This is a genomic window from Pedococcus soli (assembly GCF_054782575.1).
In genome coordinates this window covers 112,926-137,116 of record NZ_BAAGSF010000004.1, presented here as the reverse complement: position 1 = coordinate 137,116, position 24,191 = coordinate 112,926, and the positions used below count along the sequence as shown (strand labels likewise).

Sequence of the window (24,191 nt, the reverse complement as noted above, 5' to 3'; positions counted from 1 at the left end):
CTTGACTGCTGATGTCGCGGACACGGTGACCTCCGGCGCCCTCCCGGTCGCCGTCGTCGTCGCCCTGCTCGCCGGGATGGTGTCGTTCGCCTCACCCTGCGTGCTGCCGCTCGTGCCCGGATTCCTGGGGTACGTCACCGGGCTGTCGGACGAGTCGCTGGCGCAGCGCTCGCGGCACCGGATGGTGGCCGGAGCGCTGCTGTTCGTGCTCGGATTCACCGTCGTCTTCATGGCGACGACGGTGTTCCTCGCGAGCCTCGGTGCCACCTTCGTCGAGCACCGTCAGCTGCTCATGCGCGGAGGGGGCGTCCTCGTCATCCTCATGGCCCTGGTCTTCCTCGGTGTGGGGACCCGCGCAGGGTCGCAGCGCGAGCTGAAGATCCACCGCCGTCCGGCCTCGGGACTTGCGGGCGCGCCCCTGCTCGGGGCGGTCTTCGGTCTCGGCTGGGCGCCCTGCACGGGCCCCACGCTGGGGGCGGTGGTCGCCCTGGCCACCATCACCGGCGACCAGTCGGCGGTGACGCGCGGCACCATCCTCGCGCTGGCCTACAGCCTCGGTCTGGGCCTGCCCTTCCTCCTCATCGCCGCGGGGTTCGAGCGGTTCGGGCGGGTCTCGGCCTTCCTGCGCCGCCACCAGCGCGGCATCCAGCTGTTCGGCGGCGCCCTGCTGCTGGTCATCGGGGTCCTCCTCGTGACCGGCGTCTGGGAGTCCTGGACCCGATACCTGCAGACCTCGCTGGTCAGCGGATTCCAGACGGTGATCTGACGTGGCCGACACCATCACCCAGCCGAGGCTGGGCCTCGTGGGCTGGCTGCGCTGGATGTGGCGCCAGCTCACGAGCATGCGCACCGCCCTCTTCCTCCTGCTGCTCCTCGCGATCGGCGCCCTGCCGGGCTCGATCTGGCCGCAGCGCAGCATCGACTCGGCGCGCACCGCCGACTACATCGCCAACCACCCCAAGGCCGGGCCGTGGCTCGACCGGTTCGGGTTCTTCGAGGTGTACGCCTCGCCGTGGTTCGCGGCGATCTACCTGCTGCTGTTCGTCTCCCTCGTCGGCTGCGTGCTGCCCCGCAGCAGGGTGCACTGGACCGCGATGCGCTCCCGGCCGCCGCGGGCGCCGGCGCGGCCCGAGCGGCTGCCGTCGTCGGGTCGGGCCGAGCTGGAGGCCACCTCCGAGGAGGTGCTCGACGCGGCTCGTGAGGTGCTGCGCGGCAAGCGGTTCCGCACCGACTCGCACGACGAGACGTCGGTGAGCGCGGAGAAGGGCTACCTCAAGGAGACCGGAAACCTGGTCTTCCACCTGTCGCTGATCTTCGTCATCATCGGCGTCGCCGTGGGCCACCTGTGGGGCTGGAAGGGCGACGTGATCATCCCCGTGGGCAAGACCTTCTCGAACACGCTGCTGCAGTACGACACGTTCGCCCCCGGGCCCTGGGTCGACCCGCAGAAGCTGTCCCCGTTCAGCCTCAAGGTCGACAAGCTCGACGCCACCTTCGAGGAGAACGTCACCGGGCGCGGCCAGTTCGGCCAGCCGCGCGACTTCACCGCACACGTCACGACCGAGGCCGTGCCCGGCGCCACGCCGAAGCAGTCGACGATCAAGGTCAACCACCCGCTCGAGATGACCGACGCCGGGGTCTTCCTGCTGGGCAACGGCTACGCCCCGGTCGTCACCGTGCGCGACAAGGACGGCAACAAGACCTACAGCGGACCGGTGCCGTTCCTCGCGCAGGACAACAACTACACGTCGGTCGGGGCTATCAAGGTGCCCGGTGCCGGGCCCAAGCAGCTCGGCTTCTCGGGCCTGTTCCTGCCGACCGCCATCATCGACAAGGACAAGGGTCCGACCTCGATCTTCCCCGACGCCAAGAAGCCGGCGCTCGCACTGACGCTCTTCGAGGGAACCCTCTTCCCGGGTGGTCGGCCGCAGTCGGTGTACGTCCTCGACACCGCCGAGATGACCCAGGTGAAGACCGACAAGGACCAGCCCCTGCGGATCTGGCTCGAGCCCGGCAAGACCTTCGAGCTCCCCGGCGACCGGGGGTCGATCACCTTCGACAGCGTGGACCGGTTCGCCGGGCTGTCGATCCGGCACGACCCCGGCAAGTTCATCACCCTGGCCGCGGCGCTCCTCGCGCTCGCGGGCCTGATCTCCTCGCTGGTGGTGCGGCGACGTCGGGTCTTCGTGCGGGTTTCCCCTGCACCCGAGGCGGGACGTACCGTGGTCACCGTCGGCGGGCTCGCCAAGGGCGACGACGACGGGCTCCAGGAGGTGGTCGAGGACATCCTCGCCACCGTGCAACGACGATTGGGCAGCGCATGACGAACGAGACCCTGGCGGGCTACGCCAACGTCAGCCTCTACTCGGCGATGGCGGTCTTCACGATCGCCATGCTGTGCTACGCCGTCTACCTCGCCGGTCTGCTCCCGGCCCGCGACCGCGCCGGCGACCGGGCGCCGGAGCTCGCGGTCGACCGCGAGCTCGTCTCCGCCGGTGCCCCCTCGGAGACGGCCGGTGCGCCTGTGTCCGGGACCCCGCGCCCCGGGCGCCCCGACGAGTCGGACGTCCCCTCGCGGGCCCGTGCCGCGGCCGGCATCGGTGCGACGACGACCTGGCTGGGCGGGATGCTGCTGGTCGTGTCGATCGCCCTGCGCGGCCTGTCGGTCGACCGGTGGCCGCTGGGCAACATGTTCGAGTTCGCCGTGATGGGGTCGATGTTCACTTCGATCGCCTTCTCGGTCTGGGCGACCAAGCGGGACCTGCGCTGGCTGGGACTGTTCATCACCGGCCCGATCCTGCTCGTCCTCGGCATGGCCGTCCGGGTCTGGTACACCGAGGCCGCCGAGCTGCTCCCGTCGCTGCAGAGCTACTGGCTCGTCATCCACGTGACCGTCGCCGTGCTGGCCAGCGCCATCTTCACCCTCGGCGCCGCCGCGTCGGCCGTCTACCTCGTCAAGGACGCGTTCGCCCGTTCCGGCCGCAGCAGCTTCCTCGACCGGTTCCCCGACGCGCCCTCGCTCGAGCGCACGGCCTACGGCCTGCACATCGTCGCGTTCCCCCTGTGGACCTTCACCCTCATCGCCGGGGCCATCTGGGCCCGCCAGGCGTGGGCGTCCTACTGGAACTGGGACCCCAAGGAGGTCTGGACCTTCGTGATCTGGGTCGTCTACGCGGCATACCTGCACTCGCGGGCGACCAGCGGGATCAGCCGGCAGACGGCGACGTACATCGCCCTGGCCGGCTACGCCTGCATCATCGTGAACTTCGCCGTCGTCAACGTGTTCTTCGTCGGCCAGCACTCCTACTCAGGCCTGTAAAGGAACCACCCGAACCATGCTGCGGTACTCCGTCCTGCGACTGCTCGTCTTCTTCGGGGTCCTGTCGTTGCTCTGGCTGCTCGGCCTGCGTGACAAGGACCAGCAGTGGATGCTGCTCGTGCTCAGCGCCCTGATCTCGATGGTGCTGTCGTACTTCGTGCTCGCGCGGTTCCGCGAGGAGAGCACCCGGCAGCTGGCCGAGCGCGTGCAGCGCCGCACCGAGGCGAAGCAGGCCGCGGCGGCGGCGGGCGTGGGCACGGTCCACGGGCGCGACGAGTCCGCCGAGGACGCCGAGGACGAGGGCGGCCCGGTCCAGTACCGCTGACCCGCTAGCCGGGGGTCGCGGCCGAGGGTTCGGGCAGCGAGGGCCCGTCGGTGGGGTAGACGCCGACGGCGAAGCCGTAGACGGTGTCGCCGGACCGCGGGAGCTCGTCGAACTCCCGCACGAGGGCGGCCATCCGCTCCCAGAACTCGCCGACCCGGTCCTCCGGAAGCCGGGCGTGGCGGATGAAGCCCCAGAGCTTCCCGTCCCGGAACGCGGCCGCGGACTCCTGCGCGGCGACCTCGAAGTCGTTGAAGTCGCCCGGCGGGTCGGGCTCGCCGGCGCCCCGCTCGACGGCGACGTGGAACATCCGGGCGGTGCGGCCGTAGAAGCGCTCCTCGACGGCGCGGACGCGACGGGTGCGCACGACGCGGACCAGACCCGCGTCGGCCAGGACCTTCACGTGGTGGGCCATCGTGCTCTTGGGGCGGCCCACCGCGGTCGCCAGCTCGGTGACCGTGGCGGCCCGCTCGTGCAACAGGCCCAGGACCGAGGTGCGCAGGGGGTTGCTGATCGCCCGGACCTGGGCCGGGGTGGTCAGCGCGAGCCGGTCGGCGAGCTCGTAGTCGGGAGGGGTGTTGTCAGCCATGGCCCGATCAGACTACTCTCACAGAACGTTCCATACTGTTGGATCGTTGGAGGAGGAAGTCATGGTCGAGGTCGTCGTGTTCCACCACGTGCAGGGGCTCACGCCGGGGGTGAGGGCGTTCGCGGACGAGCTGCGGCAGGCCGGGCACACCGTGCACACGCCGGACCTGCTCGACGGCCGCACGTTCACGACGCTCGACGAGGGCATGGCGCACGCGCGCTCCGTCGGGTTCGACACCCTCCTCGATCGTGGAGTGGCCGCCGTCGATGACCTGCCGCCGGACCTGGTCTACGCCGGGTTCTCGCTCGGCGTGATGCCGGCCCAGAAGCTCGCCCAGACCCGGGCAGGGGCGCGCGGCGCGCTGCTGCTGCACGGATGCATCCCCGTCTCCGAGTTCGGGGAGCGCTGGCCCGACGGCGTGCCCGTGCAGGTGCACGGCATGGACGCGGACCCCTTCTTCGCCGAGGAGGGTGGCGACCTCGACGCGGCCCGCGCGCTCGCCGCGTCGACCGACCAGGCAGAGGTCATCCTCTACCCGGGGGAGGAGCACCTCTTCACCGACTCCTCGCTGCCCGCGTATGACGCGCAGGCTGCGGACCTGCTCACGCAGCGGGCCCTGCAGTTCCTCGACCGCGTGGGGCGTACCGCGGACGAGGTGTAGGCCCGCGGCCGGCGCCCTGGCCGAAAGCTCGCTGGACGGGCGGGTTCGGTGGCGCATCCTGACCCGCGACACGGCGGATTCCCGCTGCTAGTGTCCCAGCACCTCCATCAAAGGGGGTGGGGGCAAGGGGAACACGGGGACAGGGGACACGTATGTTCAGCACGCTCAAGCGGGTCGGGGTCGTCGCAGCACTGGTCGGGGGATCGGTTCTCGCGCCGACCCAGGCCTACGCCGCGGACGGGTGCGGCACCGACTACTACAAGCACAGTGACGGCTACCTCACGGCGGACCAGCACTGGACGCAGTCCGGGCGCAGCGCCTGGATCTACCACTCGGGCAGGGTGCGCTGGTGCACCCAGAACGACCCGTTGAACGACGACGAGCGACGCCGTGCGGTCGTCGGCTACCCGTCGTCGGACTACCCGTTCGAGAGCTGGATCATCAAGGGCAGCAACTACCGGGCCTTCTGCGTGAGCCAGAAGATCCGGATCCACATGACGGGGATCAAGTCGTCGTCGTCCTGGAGCCTCGGCGGCACCGTGTCCAAGGACGGACCGGGCGTGGGCTACACCTACAGCTCGAGCTCGGACACCGTGACCGTGACGGTCAACCGTTCGGGGGCCAAGGCGTGCAGCGCCACCAACAACGTCATCGCCCGCACCAGCGGCATCGTCGCGACGGCGCAGGACGAGTCCGGCAAGGTCGACTGGGTCGAGCTCCAGACGACGATCAGCGGGTCCTACGTGGTCAGCGGGACGGTCGTCGGTTTCAGCCACACGTTCTCGGAGAAGGACTACAGCTAGTCGCTCCACGGTGTGCGGCCACGGGCCGTGCGGTCCTCGCACCTCGGGGGGATCGCACGGTCCGTGCCCTACCCGACGGGGCCCGGGTCACATGAGCTCGGCCAGTCGGGCCAGCCCCGGTCCCGTGTGGGTCGCCAGGCGTTCTCGGGCGTCGTCGAGGGCGGTCGACCCGGGGTGGCCGGGCGGAACCCTGGCCGGGTTGAGGGCGACGCCTGTCGACCACTCCCGGATGTCGTCCTCCGCCGAGAACGACAACGTGCTCCGGGTGCCGTGCACGATCATCCGCGCCCAGTCCTGGAGGGTGTTCCCGTACTGCGACGGGGGGCAGATCCGGTTCTTCTCGGTGTCGTCGCCTCGGGTCGCCTCGACGTAGCCGGTCAACGCGGCCCCGAACGAGGGGAACCCCGCCCTGATCGTCTGCAGCGTGATCGCCTCGGGGCGCCAGACCGGCACCCGCCCGGGGACCTTGAGGCCGTCGGCCGCGCAGTGGACCACCAGGGCGTCCGGGGCGACCGCGACCGAACCGTGCTCGAAGGTGAGCCGGCCCCGCTCGACGGCCCGGAGGTGTCCCCGGCGCACCACGTTCTCCACCGTCCGCAGCTCCTCGAGCTCCCACGTGGCCAGGGTCGGCGCCTTGGCCATGGCCGGGGTGACGGCAGGGTCGAGGCGCAGCATGATGCCGCGGTCCTCGAGCCGCAGGAACAGCTCGTCCAGCGATCGGGTGTGCCGTGCAGCCTGCATCAGGTCGGCCAGCATCCCGAGGAACACCGCCGGGTCCGGCTGGATGACCGCTCGGTTCAGCATCCAGGGATCCCGTGGCCTGACCCAGCAGATCGCATCCGGGTCGACGCCGCGCGCGAGGAGCCAGACGCACGCGTCGGTCGCGGTCTTGCCCGACCCGACGACGACGTACTGGCTCGGTGCCTCGTCCACCCTGACGAGGTCGTTCACCGACACCACCCGGGCGCCCTCGGCCACCGCGAACGGTGGCGGCGTCTCGGCCGGGATGCTGGGGGACAGGTAGTGGGCGTCGACGATCCGGCACCCGGGCCGCACCTCGGACCGTGCGCCCGAGACCCGCGAGACGAACGTGCGGTTGCCGACGTACTCGGTGGCGGGGTGGAACTCGACCCGCCCGCTGCTCACCAGCCGGTCGAGGACGTGGGCGTAGTACGTGCAGATCTCCGGTTGGGTGGCCCGCTCCTGCAGGCCCTTCTCGGGACCGTCCTGCTGGACCTTGCCGCCGCCGAGCAGGGTCGACGCCACCCCGTAGAAGCACGACGACTGGTGCAGTCGCACGAAGGGGTATGCCTCGAGCCAGTGCCCGCTCACACCGTGGCGACGGTCGACCAGGACCACGCGGACATCGGCGTGGTCGACGAGCGCATCGGTGAACGCCATGCCCATGGCGCCCGCGCCCACCACGAGGTAGTCGGCTTCGACGACGCGGGTCACGGGGCCACGCTGCCACTCCCCGGGTGGCTCGTCCATGGTCAGCGCAAGGACACCTTCGGCTCGATGCCGAGGATCTCGGCCAGGCGCGCCACTTCCTGCCGGAGTGCGCGGTCAGGGCGCGGGCTCCCGTCCAGCCAGGTGACGGTCAGCTCGCTCGCCTTCGTCGCCCAGGTGCCGCACACGAGACCGCCCCGGACGACGGGGTTCGCCTTGCGCGTCATCAGCTCTCGCAGGGGAGCCGGAGTGACGTGGACGTCCTTGGTGCCGGGGCCCATGACCCACTGGTCGTGACCCGGCAGGAACCGGACCGCGTCCGACGGCTCCGCCGCGAGGAGGTCGTCGACGTCTGCCGCCAGGACCAGGGCCCGGGTGCCCGCCAGGTCGACCGTCGCCAGGTCGTCGGCCAAGGCCGCGAGCCAGCCGTCGATCCGCCTGCGCCCGGCGCTGAGGCCGTTGCCGAGCCAGTAGTGGACGTGGTCGCGGGTGGCCGGGCCGTACACGCGCAGGTAGGCCGACACGGCATACGCGCCCGCCTCGTCGAGGTCGGGGATGCCGCGCCAGCGCGGGTTGGTGTCGAGGCGCTGGAGCGTGAGGCGGCCGTCGCGGGCGGGCGCGATGCTCACGTCGCCCTGCCAGGTCAGTGGCTTCACGAGGGTGCCGGCACCCTCGTCGAACACCGGACGGAGGTGGCGGTACGCGCGGTTCCCGGCCAGGGCCTCCCCGAGCTCCCGCACGGTGAGGGGACCGTCCGCGACCGCCTCACGGACCGCGGCCCGGAAGTCCGGCCACGCTTCTGGAGTGAGCCGGTAGTGCTCGACCCAGCTCGAGCGTTCCCACTGTCGCCCCGCGGACCGGAGTGCGAGGTAGGCGCCGCCCTCCTCCGGCGACAGGTGGTGCACCGCGCCGCGGAAGGCGAAGGCCTTGATGACGGTGCCCTCGGCCAACGCCTCCGCGAGCCCACCGGGGGTCGAGGACCTCTGGCGCGTCCGGACCGCCAGCTCGGCGAGGGACTCGTCCATCGACGGTATGGCGCCGAGCCGGCGCACGACCTCCGCGACCCCCTGCGTGCCGACGGGATCGAGGAGGTGTCGCCGCAGGCGCCACGACAGGGCCTGCGCCCACGTCGTCGACGCCTCGGTGCTCGTGCCCATCGGTGCGCCGACCCCTCAGCCTGCCGCTGCCACGGTCTTGGTCATGACGCAGTTCTTCGCGCCCTTGGGGCGGTCGTAGGTGAAGCCGGCTCGCTCGAACAGGGCGCGGGTCCCGTTGTACAGCACCGACATCTTCTTCCCGTCGTTGTCGTGCGGGTACCCCTCGACGACCCCGCCACCGGCCGCCGCCACGAGGTCCAGGACTCCCTGCAGGGCGATCGCGGAGATGCCGGAACGTCGGTAGCGCTTGTCGACGAACAGGCAGGTGATCCGGAAGTCGGGCAGGCGCTCGCTCGTCTCCTCGTACTGCTTGCGGTGGTAGATGTTGGGCAGCTCGTCCGGCGGGCCGTACTGGCACCAGGCCACCGCCTCGTCGCCGTGCAGGACGACTGCGGCGTGCGCCCGGTCGCAGTGGACGAGCCGTTCCTTGAGGGCGCGGTTGGAGTCCGCGTCGTACGTCTTCTCGCCGGCCATGGTGTGGAAGTACGTGCACCAGCACCCGCCGAACACCCCGTTGTGCCGCTCCATGAGGGCCGCGTATGCCGCCCACGTGTCCGGTCCGAGGGCCTCGACCCTGAGCTCGTCCGTGGCCACGGGAGACCTGGTCGTCCTCGTGGTCGTCGTCTTCGTCGTCGTGGGCCTTGCTGTCCCCGCCATGGCGACACGGTAGACCTCGAAGCGGACGATCGGCTTCCGGAAAGTTGTCGGTCCCGGCTCCGGCCGCGTGTCCACAGGGCGGCACGTCACGTCTCGTTGTCCACAGGATGGGTCCTGGCGGGTTGCGTTCCCGGACAGGTCTGGCAGTCGGGATCCGTTGGGGTGCAACGGGTTTGGTGTCTCGGCGGAGTTCGATGGCTGTCGGTGGTCGGGGCTAGGGTTGTCGTATGGATGCGGGCCAGACGCTGGTGCAGCGACGCGAGTCGATCGCGGCCGCCCGGGTGGCGTGGGCCGGTCTGGGGGACTGGTTGTGGCAGGCCGGTGGGGGTGCGGTTGGTGGTGTCGGCGGGTTGGCTGAGCTGTTGGGTGAGGTCGATGCGTTGGGGGCTGCGTGTGATGCGGCCAGGGTTGCGGTGGTGGGTGAGGCGATCGAGCGTGGTGAGCCCGGTAGCGGGCCGGAGGCGTTGAGTGTGGTGTCGTGGGTGCGTCGTCATGCGCCGTCGACGCGGGCGGGTGGTGCGCGGGCGGTGGTGGAGGTTGCTGCGGCGTTCGCCAAGGCGGCCAATGCGCCGGTGAGGGCTGCGGTGCAGGCGGGGGTGTTGCCGGTGCGGTCGGCGGCGGTGGTGGTGGCCGAGGCGGACCGGTTGCGTCCGGTGCTGGTCGCGGGTGCTGAGCCGCATGTGGTCGATGGTCTGGTCGCGATGGCGGTCGAGCATGGTCCGCGGGGGTGTCGGATGCTGCGGCCGGCGTTGTTGGCCAGGTATGGCCGGGAGGGGCAGCTGCAGTCCGAGCAGGACGTGGCGCGGCGGTTCGTGGCGTTGTCGCAGCCGGTGGAGGACGGGACCGGGGTCGCGGAGTACCGGCTGGTGCTGGACACCGAGGGCAGGGCGGTGCTGGAGGCGGCGTTGGGGCCGTTGTCGGCACCCAGGCCGGTGGACGGTGAGCGGGACCTGCGGAGCTGTGACCGGCGCCGGGGTGAGGCGTTGGTGGCGTTGGTGCGCCGCGCTGTGGCAGCGGGTGAAGGGGTGGGTCCGAACGCGAAGACGCAGCTGGTGGTGACGATGGACTGGGCCGGGTTGGCGAGTGGTGTTCGTGGGGCTGGGGTGACGGTCGGTGGTCCGGATGCTGGGGTGTTGGTGGCCCCGGAGACGGTGCGCCGGTTGGCGTGTGAGGCGTCGGTGCTGCCGGTGGTGTTGGGGTCGGGCGGTGAGGTGGTGGACCAGGGCCGGGTGGTGCGGTTGTTCACCACGGCTCAGGTGCGCCGGTTGTGGTTGCGGGACGGGGGTTGTTCGTTCCCGGGGTGTTCGATGCCGCCGCAGTGGACTGATGCGCATCATCTGGTGCACTGGGCCGATTTCGGTCGCTCGGACCTGGGTAACGCGGCGTTGCTGTGCGAACGGCACCACACGATCGTTCACTCCCGTCGCCTGGCGGGTGAGGTGGTCCTCGACCCCGATGGCGGTGGCGGTGGCGAACGGGTGCAGTGGGACCTGACGTTGGGCAGCTATGACCAGCTCCTGGCTCGCCGGGCTGCGCAGGAACCAGCGTGACCCCGCCCCACACCCCGCCAGGGACGGCGGGGTCGCAGGCGTGTCCATCACGAAGGAGTGAGCGCGTTCAGCCAACCTCTCGCCACATGGCTCCGCTCTCGATGAGACTGACCCCGTGGACAGCACCGCATACGACGCCTGGAGGGCACTGCCCTTTCCCGCAGGATCGGCAGTCGGTGCAGTTGAGGGGCCCACGCTGAGCTCGCGTACTGGGATGCCATGACGGCGGAGTCGGTGATCCCCGTCGTCGAGTACTCCAGCACGTACGACTCGGGCGCAATCGACTTCCGATCCGGGCTCAATGCGCTGCGTGAACGGCTCGTCGATCTCCGGGAGGGAGCGGCCAGGTCAGAGGCGGAGACGTTGACCTCATACATCCGATACGCCGACGCGCTTTGTGCCGTGAACCGTTGGGCCGCCGCCACCTGACGCGCCTGGCGCTGCCGGACCGGGCTGAGGCGTGGCGGTCCCCGGACGACGATGGTCATGTCCTCGGGCTCAGGAACGACTGAGCGAAGACCCGCCAGGCAGAACGGTCCGAGCGGACGGCGGTCGACTCCATCGATGCCGCCGCGCCGCGAGGACGTCCCCGGGAGAGACTGGAGGCATGCCCCGTCACCCCTTGCCGTCCAAACCCTGCGCCCGATGCGGTCGAACCATCACCTGGCGCAAGGTCTGGGCTCGCGACTGGGAGTCCGTGCGCTGGTGCTCGGACAACTGCCGCAAGCACGGCGTCGGCGATGTCGACCGGAAGCTCGAGGCCTCCTTGGAGTCCCTCCTGGACGGCCGCTCGACCAGTGCCTCGGTGTGCCCGTCGGAGGCGGCGCGCGCCGTCGGTGCCGACGACTGGTCCGAGCTGATGGAGCCGGCGCGGATGGCCGCCCGACGACTGGTGGCGGCGGGGCGGGCCGAGATCACCCAAGGCGGACACGTCGTCGATCCCAGCAGGTTCAAGGGCCCGATCCGGGTGCGCCGACCACGCTGAGGGCGCCTGGCCGCGCATCGCCACAGGTCACCTGACCGACGGACGCCGGTCGGAGGCATCCGCTCACCGGGCCGTCCGGTGGACGCCCTCCGGGCGCGGAGCCGTGGACGTGGCACACGTCGGCGACACCGCGCGGTGCCGGCAGGCTCAGCCCACGCTGAGGCTGAGGGCGATTCCGGCGGCGAGCAGCACGGCATACACGATCTCGAAGATGCCGGTCGACGCGAGGACGGGCACGAGGTCGCGCCCGGTGGCCCCGGCCAGTAGCCCACGGATCGGGCGCGCGACCACGGCCAACGAGAGCAGGGCGATCAGCGCGAACACCTGCTGGGTGCTGATGAGCACGACCATGACGACGGCGACGACGACCAGCGCGACGTAGAGCATGCGGGTGCCGCGGTCCCCGAGGCGCACGGCCAGGGTGAGCTTGCCGCTCTCGCGGTCGGTGGGGATGTCGCGCAGGTTGTTGGCGACGAGGATCGCCGAAGCGATCGCGCCCACGCCGACGGCCCCGTAGACGCCGAGCGCGGTGATCTCGTGCGCCTGCGTGTAGAGCGTGCCGAGGGTGGCCATCAGGCCGAAGAAGAGGAACACGTAGAGCTCGCCGAGACCTCGGTAGCCGTAGGGGTTGTCACCGCCGGTGTACTTCCAGGCCGCGATCACCGCGAGGGCGCCGAGGGGGATCATGATCCAGGTCTGGCTGATGGCGACGAGCGCGAGGCCCACGAGCGCCGCCGCCCCGAAGAACGCGAACGCCATGAGCTTGACGTTCTGCGGGTCGGCCTTGTGCTGACCGACCAGCCGGATGGGCCCCACCCGGTCGGCGTCGGTGCCGCGGATGCCGTCGGAGTAGTCGTTGGCGTAGTTGACACCGACCTGAAGCCCGAGCGAGACGAGCACGGCCAGCAGCCCGAGGCCGAGGTTCGCCTCGTCCAAGGGGGCTGCGGCGGCGGTGCCGACCACGACGGGGGCGACGGCGGCGGGGAGGGTGCGCGGGCGCGCACCGGCGATCCACTGGGACAGGGTGGCCATTCGGTGTGTGTTCTCGCTTGCCGGTGGGGTGCTGGGTGGGGGCTGGGTGGTCTTGGCGCGGGTTCAGCGCCGCAGTGCTGGGTGCAGGAGCCGGGCCGGGTATGGCGCGGGCTGCTCGGGCGCTCCCGTCAGGACCGCTGCTCAGAGCCTACGGAGGAAGTCCGGGTCGTCATCGGGGCCACGCGGTGGACGAGTCTGCGGTCTCGGGCCCTGGCCCTGTCCGGGGGTGGACCTCGGCGGTCGGCCGGCGACGAGCCAGGCGATCGGGCCGACGAGGGGGAACAACAGCACCAACAGGATCCACAGCAGCTTGGGCAGGTTGCGGACCCGGGACTCGTCGGTCTGGATGCAGTCCACGACGGCATAGACGGTCAGGGCGACCGTCGCGAGCCAGGGGAGCAGCCGGAGCATGTCCCCATCGTGTCATGGCCGGGTGTGGAACAAGGCAGCGATCCCCGCACGGTCCGGTTTGCCGGGGCCACGCACGGGCAGCTGCTCGAGGACGACGAGGCGCCGGGGAAGGGCGTGGTCGGCGAGGCCACCCCGCAAGGCGTCCCGCAGCTGCACGACCGAGGGGTGGCGCACGCCAGGCTGGACGACGACGGCGGCCGCGACGACCTGCCCCCACTCGGGGTCCTCCAGACCGAGCACCACGGCCTCCGCGATGTCGGGCAGGGAGGTCAGGGCCTCTTCGACGACCCGTGGGGAGATCTTCATCGCGCCGGTGGTGATGACGTCGTCGATGCGGCCGTCGACGTGCCAGCGGTCGGTCTCGGGGTCACGGTGGCCGAGGTCGTCCGTGCGGAACCAGCGGACCCCTTCGTCGTCGGTGACGAAGGCGTCGGCAGTGAGGTCGGGGCGGCCGAGGTAGCCGCTGGCCAGGGTGTCGCCGCCGAGGTGGACGCGTCCTTCCTCGTCGGTGCGGATCGCGGTGGTGGCCAGGGGCGTCCCGTCGTAGACGCAACCGCCACAGGTCTCGCTCATGCCGTAGGTCGTGACGACGGTGGCGCCCGCTTCCCGGGCGCGGACGAGCAGGGCGGGCGATGTCGCGGCTCCCCCGACGAGGACGGCGTCGAACCCGGCCAGGGCTCGGGTGGCTCCCGCGTCGTCGAGCACCCGGAGGAGCTGGGTCGGGACGAGGGCGGTGTAGCGCCGGTCGCCGTCGAAGGAGTCCGCCGCCGCCGCGAAGGCGGCTGCGGTGAACCCGTCGGACAGGTCGACGAACCCCGGCTCGGTTCCCGCGGCGACGCAGCGCAGCAGCACCTGGACCCCGGCGATGTGGTGCGGCGGCATCGCGAGCAGCCACGAGCCGGTGCCGCCGAGGCGTTCGTGGGTGGCCCGGGCGCTGGCTGCCAGAGCCGTCGCCGGGAGCATGGCCAGCTTGGGGCTCCCGGTCGACCCCGAGGTGCCCACGACCAGGGCGGTGCCTTCGTCGGGGACGGCACCGGTGGGGACGGGAACGGGGTCCCCTCCCGCGGCATACGGGAGGACGGCGAACTCGCCTCCCACGGCGTCGCGCAGCACCGGAAGGGCGTGCGCGGCCGCTGGTCCTGCGGCGATGGGAAGTGGGCGCAGGGACGTCACGAGGTCAGGCTAGACCCGCGCTGGACGGCGGCACCCGGCGGCGGGACGATGGCTGCGGGAGGTGCCATGGACGCGGACTTCGCGGCATACCTGGAGCGCGTGCGGCACCACCGTGCCGAGCTGCGCGACTCGGTCGCGGCGGTCGACGAGGCGTTGGCCTCCCCGATCGCGAGGGGCGGCGCGTGGCGCGAAAGGGTGCGGGCTGCCCTGGCCGAGCTGGCGCACGACTTCCGGGACCACGTCGACCTCACCGAGCGACCCGGAGGGCTCTACGCCTCGGTCCGGCGCGACTCGCCCCGGCTCACGGGACGGGTGGAACGGCTGCTGCGGGAGCACGAGCGGTACCGCGAGGACATCGACGCCTACCTCGCCGTCCTCGAGCACGGGGGGACGATGGCGGACCTGCCGGTGTTCCGGGAGGAGGTCACCACGCTGATGGGGCAGTTGGTACGGCACCGGCAGAAGGGCGCCGACCTCGTCTACGAGGCGTACGACGTCGACCTCGGCGGTTCCGGCTGAGGCCCGCCCCGGCCAGGGCGGCGGGTCACCCCGACCTGGGGGCCACCCCGATCAAGGGGCCAGCCCGATCAGGAGCGTTGGCTCAGAAGTACCAGGGGTAGGGGGACCAGTCGGGGTCGCGCTTCTCGAGGAACTGGTCGCGGCCCTCGACGGCCTCGTCCGTCATGTAGGCGAGCCGGGTCGCCTCCCCGGCGAACACCTGCTGGCCCATCAACCCGTCGTCGAGCAGGTTGAACGCGAACTTGAGCATGCGCTGCGCCTGCGGGCTCTTGCCCATGATCTCGCGGGCCGCCTGGAGGGCCTCGGCCTCGAGGGTGGCGTGGTCGGCGACGATGTTCACGGCGCCCATCCGCTGCATGTCCTCGGCGGTGTAGGTCCGACCGAGGAAGAAGATCTCGCGGGCGAACTTCTGGCCGACCATCTTCGCGAGGTAGGCGCTGCCGTAGCCGCCGTCGAACGAGCCCACGTCGGCGTCGGTCTGCTTGAACCGCGCGTGCTCCCGGCTGGCGATCGTGAGGTCGCAGACCACGTGCAGCGAGTGGCCGCCACCGGCCGCCCAGCCGGGGACGACGGCGATGACGACCTTGGGCATCGTGCGGATCAGGCGCTGCACCTCGAGGATGTGCAGCCGTCCGCCCTCGGCCTTGACCCGGCGGTCGTCCACCCCCGCAGCCGTGTCGTCGGAGTTGTCCTTGGCGTACTGGTAGCCGGAGCGGCCTCGGATGCGCTGGTCGCCGCCGGAGCAGAACGCCCACTTGCCCTCCGCGCCGGTGCCAGCGGGGCCGGGGCCGTTGCCGGTGATGAGGACGACGCCGACGTCGGGGGTGCGGCGCGCGTGGTCGAGCGCCTGGTAGAGCTCGTCGACTGTGTGCGGCCGGAACGCGTTGAGCACCTCGGGCCGGTCGAACGCGATCCGCACCGCACCCAGGCCGTTGGCTCGGTGGTACGTGATGTCGGTGAAGGCGAAGCCGTCGACCTGTTCCCACGCGCTCGGGTCGAAGGTCTCGCTGACGGTCGGCTGCTCGCTCACGCCGCGAGGCTACCCGCGCGGGCCTTCCGCGAGCGGGGCAGGGACGACGCGGGGCGCCCCACCCATCGGGTGGGGCGCCCCCTGGAGCAGGGGGACGGCGTCAGGCGGCGAGGGCCTTCTCGATGTCCTTGGTCAGGTTGCTCGGTTCGGTGGTGGGGGAGAAACGCTTGATGACCTGGCCGTCGCGGCCGACGAGGAACTTGGCGAAGTTCCACTTGATCTTCTTGCCGAGCAGGCCACCCTTCTCCGACTTGAGCCAGTCGTAGAGGGGGTGGGCGTCGTCGCCGTTGACGTCGACCTTGGCGAACATCGGGAACGTGACCCCGTAGTTGCGCTCGCAGAACGACCCGATCTGCTCCTCGGTGTTGGGCTCCTGGCCACCGAACTGGTTGCAGGGGAACCCGAGGACCACGAGGCCCTGGTCGGCGTAGGTGCGGTAGAGCTCCTCGAGGCCGCCGAGCTGTGGCGTGAAGCCGCACTGGCTGGCGGTGTTGACGACGAGGACGACCTTGCCCGCGTACGCGGACAGGTCCTGGTCGGATCCCTCGAGGGTGGTGGCGGCGAAGTCGGACAACGTAGGCATGTCCGACACGCTACGTGCCCCCGGGGACCGCTGCCCGCGATGGACCGTTATGTCCGTTTCCGGATAGCGTGGGGCGCTCCTTGTCAGCGCCGACACCGGAGTGACCCATGGCCAGTGCCACCGACACGACCACCTCGACCACGACCGGCGGGCGCAGGCCCGGCTGGAGCCTCGTCGGCCCGGGGCTGGTGGTCGCCGCCACGGGCGTGGGTGCCGCCGACCTCGTCGCGACCCTCATCGCCGGCAGCAAGTACGGCTACGCCCTGCTCTGGACCGTGGTCGTCGGCTGCATCATGAAGGTCGTCCTCGTCGAGGGCGCCGGCCGGTACTCCCTCGCGACCGGCCGCACGATCTACCAGGGCTGGTCCACGCTCGGCCGCTGGACGACCTGGTACTTCGGGCCGTACATCGTCATCTGGGGCTTCGTCTACGGCGCCGCGGCGATGGCCGGCACGGGACTGCCGCTGCACTCGCTCATGCCGTTCCTCCCGGTGGCGGTGTGGGGCATCCTCTCCGGGCTGCTCGGGCTCGTCCTCGTCTGGTGGGGCCGCTACGCGTTGTTCGAGAAGGTCTGCGCGGCCCTGGTCGGCATCATGTTCGTGACGATGGTCGGGGCCGCGATCCTGACCGTGCCCAACCTGCCCGAGCTCGCAGCAGGCCTGGTCCCCCTCATCCCGGACGGTGCCCTCGTCAACGTCCTGTCGGTGGCCGGAGGCGTCGGCGGCACGATCACCCTGGCCGCCTACGGCTACTGGATCCGGGAGAAGGGCTGGACCACGCCCGGCCACATGCGCGTCATGCGGATCGACAACGGCGTCGCCTACGTCGTGACCGGCATCTTCGTCGTCTCGACCCTGATCGTCGGTGCCGAGCTGCTCTACTCCGCCAACATCGCCATCAAGACCGGTGACGAGGGCCTGCTCAACCTCTCCGACGTCCTGGCCGCCCGGTACGGCTCGTGGGCGGGCAGCGTGTTCCTCGTCGGCTTCTGGGCAGCGGCGATGTCCTCGCTCGTCGGGGTCTGGAATGGCGTCTCGATGATGTTCGCCGACTTCGTGGGCCACGTGCGAGGGCTCCGCGAGAACCACCCGGACGTCCGGCTCGGCGGCAAGTGGTACCGCGCCTACATCCTCTGGCTGACCTTCCCGCCGATGCTCATGATGTTCCTCGGCAAGCCCGTCTACCTGATCCTCGCGTACGGCGTGCTGGGTGCGTTCTTCATGCCGTTCCTGTCGATCACGTTGCTGTGGCTGCTCAACACCGACCGGGTGCCGCGCGAGTGGCGCAACCGGCTGCCGTCCAACATCGCCATGGTGCTGTGCGCGGCGGCCTTCATCGCGCTCGCCGCCAACGAGGTGCAGAAGGCCGTCCGGGCCGCCTGAGGTTCACCGTCGGCCGGGAGAGCGGTTGGATGGGCGGGTGAGCGACCACCCCGCCGGCCCGGACGTGCCCCCGCTCGGCGACCTCCTCGCCGACCTGCGCGTGGTCTCGATCCCGATGCGGGTCCGCTTCCGCGGCGTCGAGCTGCGCGAGGCCGCCCTGCTGCGTGGTCCGTCGGGCTGGGGTGAGTTCTCGCCCTTCCTCGAGTACCAGCCGCCCGAGGCCTCACGGTGGCTGGCCGCCGCGGTCGAGGCGGCGTATGGCGCGTGGCCGGACCCGCTGCGAGAGCGCGTCCCCGTCAACGCGACGGTCCCGGCGGTGGCCGCCGACCGGGTCGGCGAGGTCCTGGCGCGGTTCGACGGGGCGACGACGGCGAAGGTGAAGGTGGCCGAGCGCGGCCAGTCGGTGCAGGACGACGTCGACCGGGTGGCGGCCGTGCGCGACGCGCTGGGTCGGGCGGGGCGCATCCGCGTCGACGCCAACGGCGGGTGGACCGTCGAGGAGGCGACCGAGGCGCTCCGACGGCTGGCGCCCCACGGGTTGGAGTACGCGGAGCAGCCCTGCGCCACCGTGGAGGAGCTGCGGGAGCTGCGACTGGTCCTGGCGCGCAACGGGATCGACGTCCTCGTCGCGGCCGACGAGTCGATCCGCAAGGCCGAGGACCCGATCCGGGTGGCCCGGCTGGAGGCGGCGGACCTCGTCGTCGTCAAGGTCGCCCCGCTCGGCGGCGTGCGCCGAGCCCTGGCGGTGGTGGAGGCCTGCGGCCTGCCCGCGGTCGTCTCGTCGGCCCTGGACACCTCCGTGGGGATGTCGGCGGGGGTGGCGCTCGCGGCGGCCCTGCCCGACCTGCCGTACGCCTGCGGCCTGGGCACGGTCGCACTGCTCGACGGCGACGTCACGGCCCCGTCCCTCCTGCCGGCCGGGGGCGCCCTGCCCGTGGGCCGGGTCGAGGCGGACGACGCCCTGCTGGACCGGTGGAAGGCTCCCGCCGACCGCATCGCGTGGTGGCGCGAGCGCGTCACCGCATGCCACGCCCTGCTCGGCGGCGCTACGGTCGACCCGTGAACGTCATCTTCGTCGAGCCCGGGTTCCCCGCCAACCAGCGCCGGTTCGCCCTCGCGCTCGCGTCGGTCGGTGCCAACGTCATCGGCATCGGCGAGTCGGAGGAGTGGCAGCTCGACGACGAGCTCCGCGACGCGCTGACCGGCTACTACCGCGTGGGGTCGGTGACGAGCCTGCACGAGATGACCGAGGCGGTGCGCTTCATCCAGACCAAGGTCTGGGTCGACCGGCTCGAGGCCACGGTCGAGGCCCACACGATGACGGCTGCGCACGTGCGCGAGGCCACCGGGATCCCCGGCACCTCCGTCCGCACGACCTGGCTGTGCCGCGACAAGCCCTCGATGAAGCAGGCGCTCCGCGAGGCCGGGGTGCCGACGGCGGCCTCCCGAGGGGTCGACCACGCCCACGAGGTGTGGGCCTTCGCCGAGGAGCACGGCTACCCGCTCATCCTCAAGCCGCGCGACGGCGCCGGGGCCAAGGACACCACCCGGGTCGACGACGATGCCCAGCTGGCGCGGGCCCTGGTGGACTTCGGCAGCCACGGCGCCGAGTCGATCGCCGTCGAGGAGTTCGTCGAGGGCCACGAGGGCTTCTACGACACCATCACCAGCGACGGCCGGATCGTCCACGACTGGACCACGCACTACTACCCCAACGTCCTCGAGGCGATGCGCACGCGCTGGATCTCGCCGCAGTTCGTCACCACCAACCGGGTGGCCGACTCCGACTTCTACCGCGAGGTCGCCGACATGGGCCAACGCGTGATCACGGCCCTCGGGATCGGGACGTCGGCGACCCACATGGAGTGGTTCCACGGTCCCAAGGGCCTGAAGTTCTCCGAGATCGGCTGTCGCCCGCCGGGGGTGGGCTGCTGGGACCTCTACTCCGCCAGCAACGACGTCGACGTCTACCGCGAGTGGGCGCACGTGATCGTGCACGGCGTCCCCGAGCGGCAGATGCTGCGCCCCTACTCCGCAGGCATCGTCGCGCTGCGGCCCGACGCCGACGGCCAGATCCGGGGCTACAGCGGCATCGACGAGATGCAGGCACGGCACGGGGAGTGGGTCATCGACGCCCACTTCCCCCCGGAGGGCCACCACACCCAGGCGGTCGAGGCCGGCTACATGGCGAACGCCTACGTCCGCATGCGCCACCCCGACTACGACACCCTGCGGGCCATGCTCGACGACGTCGGCAGCTCGATCCACGTGTACGCCGGCTAGTCACGAAATCCCTTGATGCGCACCATCCTGCTCGGACCCCAGCGGTTCATGACCACGGCCGGCACAGCCCTGCGCTCGCTCGGCGTCGACGGTCCCGTGGCGACCGTCAACGCCGGGTGGGAGGAGCGCGAGGACGTCGTCGACGAGCTCGACACGGTGCTCGAGGGGCGTGCGTCCCACCTGCGGCTGTACCACCGGACGTTCGACGTCATCGCCAAGGACGAGGTCTTCGCCGCCGCCGCCCTCGCCTTCCGCGACCACCACGACGCGCTGCTGTCGCTCTACCGGCTGCGCCTGCAGCACGCCATGGACGGCGTCCACGCCGTGGTCCGGCGCACCCGCGACGGGGAGTCGCGCACGTGGGGCGCGCAGGCGGCATACGGGGCGGTCGACGACGCCATCGAGGGCGTGCGGCACGTGGATGCCTGGTATGCCGCGCAGCTCAAGAACCTCTACGCCGACCTCGACGCCGCGGCGCCCCTGGACTCCAGCGGGGTCATCGCGTGGCACCGCGGCGAGATCGAGGCGGCCCTCGCCGACAGCGCGGCGCTCGTGCTGACCGGCGGGCACGTCGGCACGTTGCTGCGAGCGTTGCGGTTGTTCGCGATCCGCATCCCGGACTCGATGCCGGTGATCGCGTGGTCGGCCGGGGCGATGGCCCTGACCGAGCGGGTGGTGCTGTTCCACGAGTTCGGGCCGGAGGGCGCGACCGAGGCCGAGGTCTTCGACCGGGGGCTCGGACGGGTCAAGGGGGTCGTGGCGCTGCCGCACGCCCGGCGTCGCCTGCGGCTGGACGACAAGGACCGCTGCGCCGTGATGGCCCGACGCTTCACCGATGCGCACTGCGTGCTGCTCGACGACGGGACGGCCCTCGAGCTCACGCCTGACGGCGGGCTGCCCAAGGGGGCGCGGATCCTCGGGGTCGACGGTGCCGTCCACGAGCTGGGGGCGACCGCGTGAACGAGCGCAGGCTGGCCGTGAACCGGCTCAGGGAACGGCTGCCGGTCGACGGTGCCGCCATCGACCGCTTCCTCGCCCGACACCCCTCGCCGGTCATCGAGGGGGAGCGGGCGACGTTTCTGTTCCGCGGGGACGCCGACGAGGTGCGGGTGCGGCACCGCGTCGTCGGGCTCCCCGACCCCCTGCCGATGCGGCGCCTGCCCGACACCGACCTGTGGGCGGCGACGACGGTGCTGCCGAGCGGGTCCCGGGTGGAGTACCAGCTCGAGACGCGACGCGGCGACCACTACGAGACCTTCAACGACCCGCTCAACCCCAAGGTCGCGCACTCGCCGATGGGGTCGAGCTCGGTCTGTGCCGCGACGGGGTACGAGGTACCCGACTGGGTGCACCACGACCCCGAGGCGCGCCAGGGCGAGATCGTCGAGGACGTGCTGCGCTCCAAGGCACTTCGCCGCGAGCAGGAGGTCAAGCTCTACCTGCCGGCGCGGTACAACACCGCCCTGCGCTACCCCCTCCTCGTCGTCCACGACGGCAACGACTACCTCGACTACGCGGCGATGAAGACGGTGCTGGACAACCTCATCCACCGCCTCGACGTCGCGCCGGTCGTCGTCGCGTTCGTGCCGCCGCGGGACCGGCTCAAGGAGTACCCCAACCACGCGCCGCACGCCCGGTTCATCGCCCGCGAGCTCGTGCCCCGCCTGGCCGAACGCCTCTCCCTGCTCGACGACCCGCAGGGCCGTGCCCTGATGGGATCGAGCTTCGGCGGGATCGCGTCCCTGTCGACGGCCGTGCGGTACCCGGGCGAGTTCGGGTCGCTGTTCCTGCAGTCCGCGTCGATGGTCTTCACCGACATCGGGACCGACCACGGCGGTGGCCCCTACTTCGACCCGGTGGTGAAGTTCGTCAACCGCTACCGCGAGAAGCCGACCCGCCCGGTCGAGCGGATCTTCATGTCCTGCGGCACGTACGAGCCGCTCATCACGCCGAACCGCTCCATGGTCCCGGTGTTCCGTGGCGCCGGCATGACCGTGAAGTACGTCGAGGCCCGCGACGGGCACAACTGGGAGGACTGGCGCGACCGGCTGCGCGACGGCCTGTCGTGGATCTTCCCCGGCCCGCAGAAGTTCGTGTACGAGTGAAGCCGGCCACGCCGGGTACCCGCAGCACCAGGAGGAGGCACACGTGAAGGTCAGCGAACGCTGGTGGTCCGACCGGATGGGGCAGGAGCTGTCCCTGGTCCGGTGGGGGCACTACGGCGTGCCGGTCCTGCTCTTCCCCACCGCGGGTGGTGACGCCGAGGAGGTCGAGCGCAACCACCTCGTCGGCCGGCTCGCACCGATGATCGACGCCGGGCGGATCAAGGTCTACTCCTGCGACAGCGCCGCCGGGCGCGCGATGGCGCAGAAGGCGGGTTCCGCGGAGTACCGCATGTGGCTGTTCAACGCCTACCACCAGGCCGTCGCCGAGGAGGTCGTCCCCGCGATCCACGCGGACAGCAGCGGACCCCAGCCGATCGTCACAGCCGGTGCCTCCATCGGGGCGTTCAACGCCGTGGCGATGGTGTGCCGCTACCCCCACCTCTTCAGCGCGGCCATCGGCATGAGCGGCACGTACGCCATCGAGCAGTTCATCGGCGGCCCGGGCACCGACGACCTCTACTTCTCCTCGCCCCTGCAGTTCGTGCCCGGCCTCGGGGGCGAGGCGCTCGAGACCCTGCGGCACCGCTTCGTCCTGCTGGCCTCGGGCAGTGGTGACCACGAGGACGTCGGCGAGTCCTGGGCGGTCGCTAAGGTGTTGGGGGACAAGGGGATTCCCAACCGGGTGGACGACTGGGGGCCCGGCTACATGCACGACTGGCCGACCTGGTGGGAGATGCTGCCCCTCTACCTCGACGACCTGGTCCCGTGACGGTTTCCGTCGGCGCCTCCGCGACCTCGTCCCTCGCCGACCTCCTCGCGGCTGCCGTCCAGGCCGGTATGGCGCGTGGGCGCGACGACCTGGAGCGGCTGGTCGCGCTGCGTTCGGTGGCGAACCCGGCGATCGAGGCGGCGTCGGAGTGCGCGGCCTCGGCAGCCCTCGTGGCGTCCCTCCTCACCGAGGTGGGTGTGGAGGGTGTCGAGCAGGTCGAGGCCCCGGACGGCTCCGTCGCCGTGGTGGGTCGGTCCCCGGGGCCGGCAGACGCCCCGTGCGCCCTGCTCTACTCCCACCACGACGTCGTCCCCGTCGGCGACCTCGACGCGTGGTCGACCCCGCCGTGGGAGCTGACCGAACGTGACGGCCGCTGGTTCGGTCGAGGGTCGGCGGACTGCAAGGGCAACCTCGTCGCCACGTTGGTCGCCCTGCGGGCCGTCCGTTCGGTGCTCGGGATGTGGCCCGTCGAGGTCGCCGTCGTCTGCGAGGGCTCCGAGGAGCAGTCCAGCGGCGGCATGGAGGCCTTGGCCAGGGCCCGCCCGGAGCTGGTGCGCTGCGACGCGTTCGTGCTCGCCGACACCGGCAACGTGGAGCTCGGGGTCCCGACCCTGACCACGTCGCTGCGCGGTACCGGCAGCGTCCTCATGACGGTGCGCACCATGGGTCATCCCGCTCACTCCGGCATGTACGGAGGTGCCGCCCCGGACGCGCTGCAGGCCCTGCTGACCGCCCTGGCCTCCCTGCGGGACGCCGACGGAGAGACGACCATCGACGGCCTCGACCACGACGGCACCTGGGAGGGCGCGGAGTTCGACGAGGCGCGGTTCGAGCAGGACGCCGCGGTGGTGCCCGGGGTGGCACCTCTGTCGGGGGGACGCGGAGGCGCGGGGATCGCCGACCGGCTGTGGGCCAGGCCGGCTGCCACGGTGCTGGCGATCGACTGCCCACCCGTCGCGCAGGTGACGGCCGCCGTGCAGGGGCAGGCCACCGCGGTGGTCAACCTGCGGGTGCCTGCGGGGACCGATCCCCGCGCCGCGCAGGAGCTGCTCATCACGCACCTGCGGGCCCACACGCCATACGGGCAGGTGGAGATCCGGCCCGTCTCGCTCGGGCAGGGGTTCCGCGCCCGCACGGACGGACCCGCGTACGCCGCGATGGTCAGGGCGATGGAGCGCGCCTTCGGGCGCGAGGTCGTCACCGCCGGGCAGGGTGGCTCGATCCCGCTCGCGACCGCGCTGGCCGAGATCGTGCCCGATGCGGAGGTCATGCTGCTCGGGGTCGAGGAGCCGGCCTCGCGCATCCACGGTCCGGACGAGAGCGTGCACCCCGACGAGCTGCGGCGCACCGCTCTGGCGCAGGCGCTGTTCCTGGTGGAGCTGGCCGGGCTCGACCCCTCGGCTGCGCCCTGA

25 protein-coding genes are annotated in these 24,191 nt (G+C 71.5%); 16 read left to right on the top strand and 9 right to left on the bottom strand.

The window, feature by feature from the left end; all coding sequences use genetic code 11:
- Position 1 precedes the first annotated feature (1 nt).
- From ACYVKF_RS06675 to ACYVKF_RS06660, 4 genes are read left to right on the top strand one after another with little or no spacing between them, the layout of a single operon-like run.
- Positions 2 to 766 carry a cytochrome c biogenesis CcdA family protein gene (locus ACYVKF_RS06675; protein ID WP_056920413.1) on the top strand — a complete coding sequence of 255 codons (765 nt, stop codon included), beginning with the start codon at positions 2 to 4 and terminating at the stop codon, positions 764 to 766.
- Position 767: 1 nt separating this feature from the next.
- On the top strand, positions 768 to 2,324 hold the full coding sequence (resB, locus tag ACYVKF_RS06670) for a cytochrome c biogenesis protein ResB (protein WP_460965724.1): 1,557 nt from the start codon (positions 768 to 770) through the stop codon (positions 2,322 to 2,324).
- Positions 2,321 to 3,319, top strand: a complete 999-nt coding sequence (ccsB, locus tag ACYVKF_RS06665) for a c-type cytochrome biogenesis protein CcsB (protein WP_460965722.1) — start codon at positions 2,321 to 2,323, stop codon at positions 3,317 to 3,319. Before resB ends, ccsB begins: the two co-directional genes overlap by 4 nt.
- Positions 3,320 to 3,335: 16 nt before the next feature.
- Complete coding sequence (locus tag ACYVKF_RS06660; protein WP_056915595.1) at positions 3,336 to 3,644, top strand: DUF4229 domain-containing protein; 309 nt, start codon at positions 3,336 to 3,338, stop codon at positions 3,642 to 3,644.
- A gap of 4 nt (positions 3,645 to 3,648) precedes the next feature.
- Here ACYVKF_RS06660 and ACYVKF_RS06655 read toward each other — a convergent pair whose 3' ends face one another.
- A complete protein-coding gene (locus tag ACYVKF_RS06655) occupies positions 3,649 to 4,230 on the bottom strand; it encodes an ArsR/SmtB family transcription factor (protein ID WP_460965719.1) in 582 nt (193 codons plus the stop codon).
- Positions 4,231 to 4,291: 61 nt separating this feature from the next.
- Here ACYVKF_RS06655 and ACYVKF_RS06650 point away from each other — a divergent pair, with 61 nt between their 5' ends.
- Both ACYVKF_RS06650 and ACYVKF_RS06645 read left to right on the top strand, forming a co-directional pair.
- On the top strand, positions 4,292 to 4,891 hold the full coding sequence (locus ACYVKF_RS06650; protein WP_460965716.1) for a dienelactone hydrolase family protein: 600 nt from the start codon (positions 4,292 to 4,294) through the stop codon (positions 4,889 to 4,891).
- A 152-nt stretch (positions 4,892 to 5,043) separates the two neighbouring features.
- Entirely contained in the window at positions 5,044 to 5,694 is a 651-nt protein-coding gene (locus ACYVKF_RS06645) for a hypothetical protein (protein WP_056915592.1), read from the top strand.
- Positions 5,695 to 5,781: 87 nt separating this feature from the next.
- Here ACYVKF_RS06645 and ACYVKF_RS06640 read toward each other — a convergent pair whose 3' ends face one another.
- Genes ACYVKF_RS06640 through ACYVKF_RS06630 form a run of 3 tightly spaced genes read right to left on the bottom strand, consistent with a single transcriptional unit; the run spans position 5,782 to position 8,957 of the window.
- Positions 5,782 to 7,149, bottom strand: coding sequence for an NAD(P)-binding protein (locus ACYVKF_RS06640; RefSeq protein ID WP_460965714.1), 1,368 nt, complete (start codon positions 7,147 to 7,149; stop codon positions 5,782 to 5,784).
- 38 nt (positions 7,150 to 7,187) lie between these two features.
- Positions 7,188 to 8,300 (bottom strand): DNA glycosylase AlkZ-like family protein, encoded by a 1,113-nt coding sequence (locus ACYVKF_RS06635; RefSeq protein WP_460965712.1) that lies wholly within the window; start codon positions 8,298 to 8,300, stop codon positions 7,188 to 7,190.
- A 15-nt stretch (positions 8,301 to 8,315) separates the two neighbouring features.
- Positions 8,316 to 8,957, bottom strand: a complete 642-nt coding sequence (locus ACYVKF_RS06630; protein WP_460965710.1) for a GNAT family N-acetyltransferase — start codon at positions 8,955 to 8,957, stop codon at positions 8,316 to 8,318.
- Positions 8,958 to 9,184: 227 nt separating this feature from the next.
- Here ACYVKF_RS06630 and ACYVKF_RS06625 point away from each other — a divergent pair, with 227 nt between their 5' ends.
- Positions 9,185 to 10,507 (top strand): HNH endonuclease signature motif containing protein, encoded by a 1,323-nt coding sequence (locus ACYVKF_RS06625; RefSeq protein WP_460965708.1) that lies wholly within the window; start codon positions 9,185 to 9,187, stop codon positions 10,505 to 10,507.
- A 607-nt stretch (positions 10,508 to 11,114) separates the two neighbouring features.
- A complete protein-coding gene (locus ACYVKF_RS06620; RefSeq protein ID WP_056915587.1) occupies positions 11,115 to 11,492 on the top strand; it encodes a DUF2256 and DUF3253 domain-containing protein in 378 nt (125 codons plus the stop codon).
- A 147-nt stretch (positions 11,493 to 11,639) separates the two neighbouring features.
- On the opposite strand, the gene ACYVKF_RS06615 is transcribed toward ACYVKF_RS06620, so the two are convergent.
- From ACYVKF_RS06615 to menE, 3 genes are all read right to left on the bottom strand, one after another.
- Positions 11,640 to 12,524, bottom strand: coding sequence for a 1,4-dihydroxy-2-naphthoate polyprenyltransferase (locus ACYVKF_RS06615; protein WP_460965706.1), 885 nt, complete (start codon positions 12,522 to 12,524; stop codon positions 11,640 to 11,642).
- A gap of 141 nt (positions 12,525 to 12,665) precedes the next feature.
- Positions 12,666 to 12,935, bottom strand: coding sequence for a PLDc N-terminal domain-containing protein (locus tag ACYVKF_RS06610; RefSeq protein ID WP_056915585.1), 270 nt, complete (start codon positions 12,933 to 12,935; stop codon positions 12,666 to 12,668).
- Positions 12,936 to 12,947: 12 nt separating this feature from the next.
- A complete protein-coding gene (gene menE, locus ACYVKF_RS06605) occupies positions 12,948 to 14,108 on the bottom strand; it encodes an o-succinylbenzoate--CoA ligase (protein ID WP_460965703.1) in 1,161 nt (386 codons plus the stop codon).
- Between the two features lie 66 nt (positions 14,109 to 14,174).
- Between menE and ACYVKF_RS06600 the strand changes: the two genes are divergently transcribed.
- Positions 14,175 to 14,627 carry a hemerythrin domain-containing protein gene (locus tag ACYVKF_RS06600; protein ID WP_056915583.1) on the top strand — a complete coding sequence of 151 codons (453 nt, stop codon included), beginning with the start codon at positions 14,175 to 14,177 and terminating at the stop codon, positions 14,625 to 14,627.
- An 82-nt stretch (positions 14,628 to 14,709) separates the two neighbouring features.
- Here the strand turns inward: ACYVKF_RS06600 and ACYVKF_RS06595 are convergent, their stop codons facing one another.
- Positions 14,710 to 15,657, bottom strand: coding sequence for a 1,4-dihydroxy-2-naphthoyl-CoA synthase (locus ACYVKF_RS06595; RefSeq protein ID WP_460965701.1), 948 nt, complete (start codon positions 15,655 to 15,657; stop codon positions 14,710 to 14,712).
- A gap of 100 nt (positions 15,658 to 15,757) precedes the next feature.
- Positions 15,758 to 16,240, bottom strand: a complete 483-nt coding sequence (locus ACYVKF_RS06590; RefSeq protein ID WP_056915581.1) for a glutathione peroxidase — start codon at positions 16,238 to 16,240, stop codon at positions 15,758 to 15,760.
- A 107-nt stretch (positions 16,241 to 16,347) separates the two neighbouring features.
- Between ACYVKF_RS06590 and ACYVKF_RS06585 the strand changes: the two genes are divergently transcribed.
- From ACYVKF_RS06585 to ACYVKF_RS06555, 7 genes are read left to right on the top strand one after another with little or no spacing between them, the layout of a single operon-like run.
- Entirely contained in the window at positions 16,348 to 17,622 is a 1,275-nt protein-coding gene (locus ACYVKF_RS06585) for an Nramp family divalent metal transporter (RefSeq protein ID WP_460965698.1), read from the top strand.
- A 37-nt stretch (positions 17,623 to 17,659) separates the two neighbouring features.
- Positions 17,660 to 18,685, top strand: coding sequence for an o-succinylbenzoate synthase (locus ACYVKF_RS06580; RefSeq protein WP_056915579.1), 1,026 nt, complete (start codon positions 17,660 to 17,662; stop codon positions 18,683 to 18,685).
- The gene (locus tag ACYVKF_RS06575; protein WP_460965696.1) at positions 18,682 to 19,905 is read left to right on the top strand and encodes an ATP-grasp domain-containing protein; all 1,224 of its coding nucleotides are present in this window, start codon (positions 18,682 to 18,684) and stop codon (positions 19,903 to 19,905) included. The genes ACYVKF_RS06580 and ACYVKF_RS06575 overlap by 4 nt, the downstream gene beginning before the upstream one ends.
- 15 nt (positions 19,906 to 19,920) lie before the next feature.
- The gene (locus ACYVKF_RS06570; protein WP_056920520.1) at positions 19,921 to 20,865 is read left to right on the top strand and encodes a Type 1 glutamine amidotransferase-like domain-containing protein; all 945 of its coding nucleotides are present in this window, start codon (positions 19,921 to 19,923) and stop codon (positions 20,863 to 20,865) included.
- Positions 20,862 to 22,010: an alpha/beta hydrolase-fold protein gene (locus ACYVKF_RS06565; RefSeq protein WP_056915576.1), complete on the top strand. Its 1,149-nt coding sequence runs from the start codon at positions 20,862 to 20,864 to the stop codon at positions 22,008 to 22,010. Before ACYVKF_RS06570 ends, ACYVKF_RS06565 begins: the two co-directional genes overlap by 4 nt.
- Positions 22,011 to 22,053: 43 nt before the next feature.
- Positions 22,054 to 22,779 carry an esterase family protein gene (locus ACYVKF_RS06560; protein ID WP_460965693.1) on the top strand — a complete coding sequence of 242 codons (726 nt, stop codon included), beginning with the start codon at positions 22,054 to 22,056 and terminating at the stop codon, positions 22,777 to 22,779.
- On the top strand, positions 22,776 to 24,191 hold the full coding sequence (locus ACYVKF_RS06555) for a M20/M25/M40 family metallo-hydrolase (protein WP_460965691.1): 1,416 nt from the start codon (positions 22,776 to 22,778) through the stop codon (positions 24,189 to 24,191). Before ACYVKF_RS06560 ends, ACYVKF_RS06555 begins: the two co-directional genes overlap by 4 nt.

Excerpts from the sequence above, each read along its gene's own strand:
- ACYVKF_RS06630 (WP_460965710.1), bottom strand. The coding sequence starts at position 8,957 with ATGGCGGGGACAGCAAGGCCCACGACGACGAAGACGACGACCACGAGG.
- ACYVKF_RS06570 (WP_056920520.1), top strand. The coding sequence starts at position 19,921 with ATGCGCACCATCCTGCTCGGACCCCAGCGGTTCATGACCACGGCCGGC.
- ACYVKF_RS06590 (WP_056915581.1), bottom strand. The coding sequence starts at position 16,240 with ATGCCTACGTTGTCCGACTTCGCCGCCACCACCCTCGAGGGATCCGAC.
- ccsB (WP_460965722.1), top strand. The coding sequence starts at position 2,321 with ATGACGAACGAGACCCTGGCGGGCTACGCCAACGTCAGCCTCTACTCG.
- ACYVKF_RS06610 (WP_056915585.1), bottom strand. The coding sequence starts at position 12,935 with ATGCTCCGGCTGCTCCCCTGGCTCGCGACGGTCGCCCTGACCGTCTAT.
- ACYVKF_RS06625 (WP_460965708.1), top strand. The coding sequence starts at position 9,185 with ATGGATGCGGGCCAGACGCTGGTGCAGCGACGCGAGTCGATCGCGGCC.
- ACYVKF_RS06585 (WP_460965698.1), top strand. The coding sequence starts at position 16,348 with ATGGCCAGTGCCACCGACACGACCACCTCGACCACGACCGGCGGGCGC.
- ACYVKF_RS06635 (WP_460965712.1), bottom strand. The coding sequence starts at position 8,300 with ATGGGCACGAGCACCGAGGCGTCGACGACGTGGGCGCAGGCCCTGTCG.
- ACYVKF_RS06615 (WP_460965706.1), bottom strand. The coding sequence starts at position 12,524 with ATGGCCACCCTGTCCCAGTGGATCGCCGGTGCGCGCCCGCGCACCCTC.
- ACYVKF_RS06620 (WP_056915587.1), top strand. The coding sequence starts at position 11,115 with ATGCCCCGTCACCCCTTGCCGTCCAAACCCTGCGCCCGATGCGGTCGA.
- ACYVKF_RS06660 (WP_056915595.1), top strand. The coding sequence starts at position 3,336 with ATGCTGCGGTACTCCGTCCTGCGACTGCTCGTCTTCTTCGGGGTCCTG.
- ACYVKF_RS06600 (WP_056915583.1), top strand. The coding sequence starts at position 14,175 with ATGGACGCGGACTTCGCGGCATACCTGGAGCGCGTGCGGCACCACCGT.
- ACYVKF_RS06650 (WP_460965716.1), top strand. The coding sequence starts at position 4,292 with ATGGTCGAGGTCGTCGTGTTCCACCACGTGCAGGGGCTCACGCCGGGG.
- ACYVKF_RS06655 (WP_460965719.1), bottom strand. The coding sequence starts at position 4,230 with ATGGCTGACAACACCCCTCCCGACTACGAGCTCGCCGACCGGCTCGCG.
- ACYVKF_RS06645 (WP_056915592.1), top strand. The coding sequence starts at position 5,044 with ATGTTCAGCACGCTCAAGCGGGTCGGGGTCGTCGCAGCACTGGTCGGG.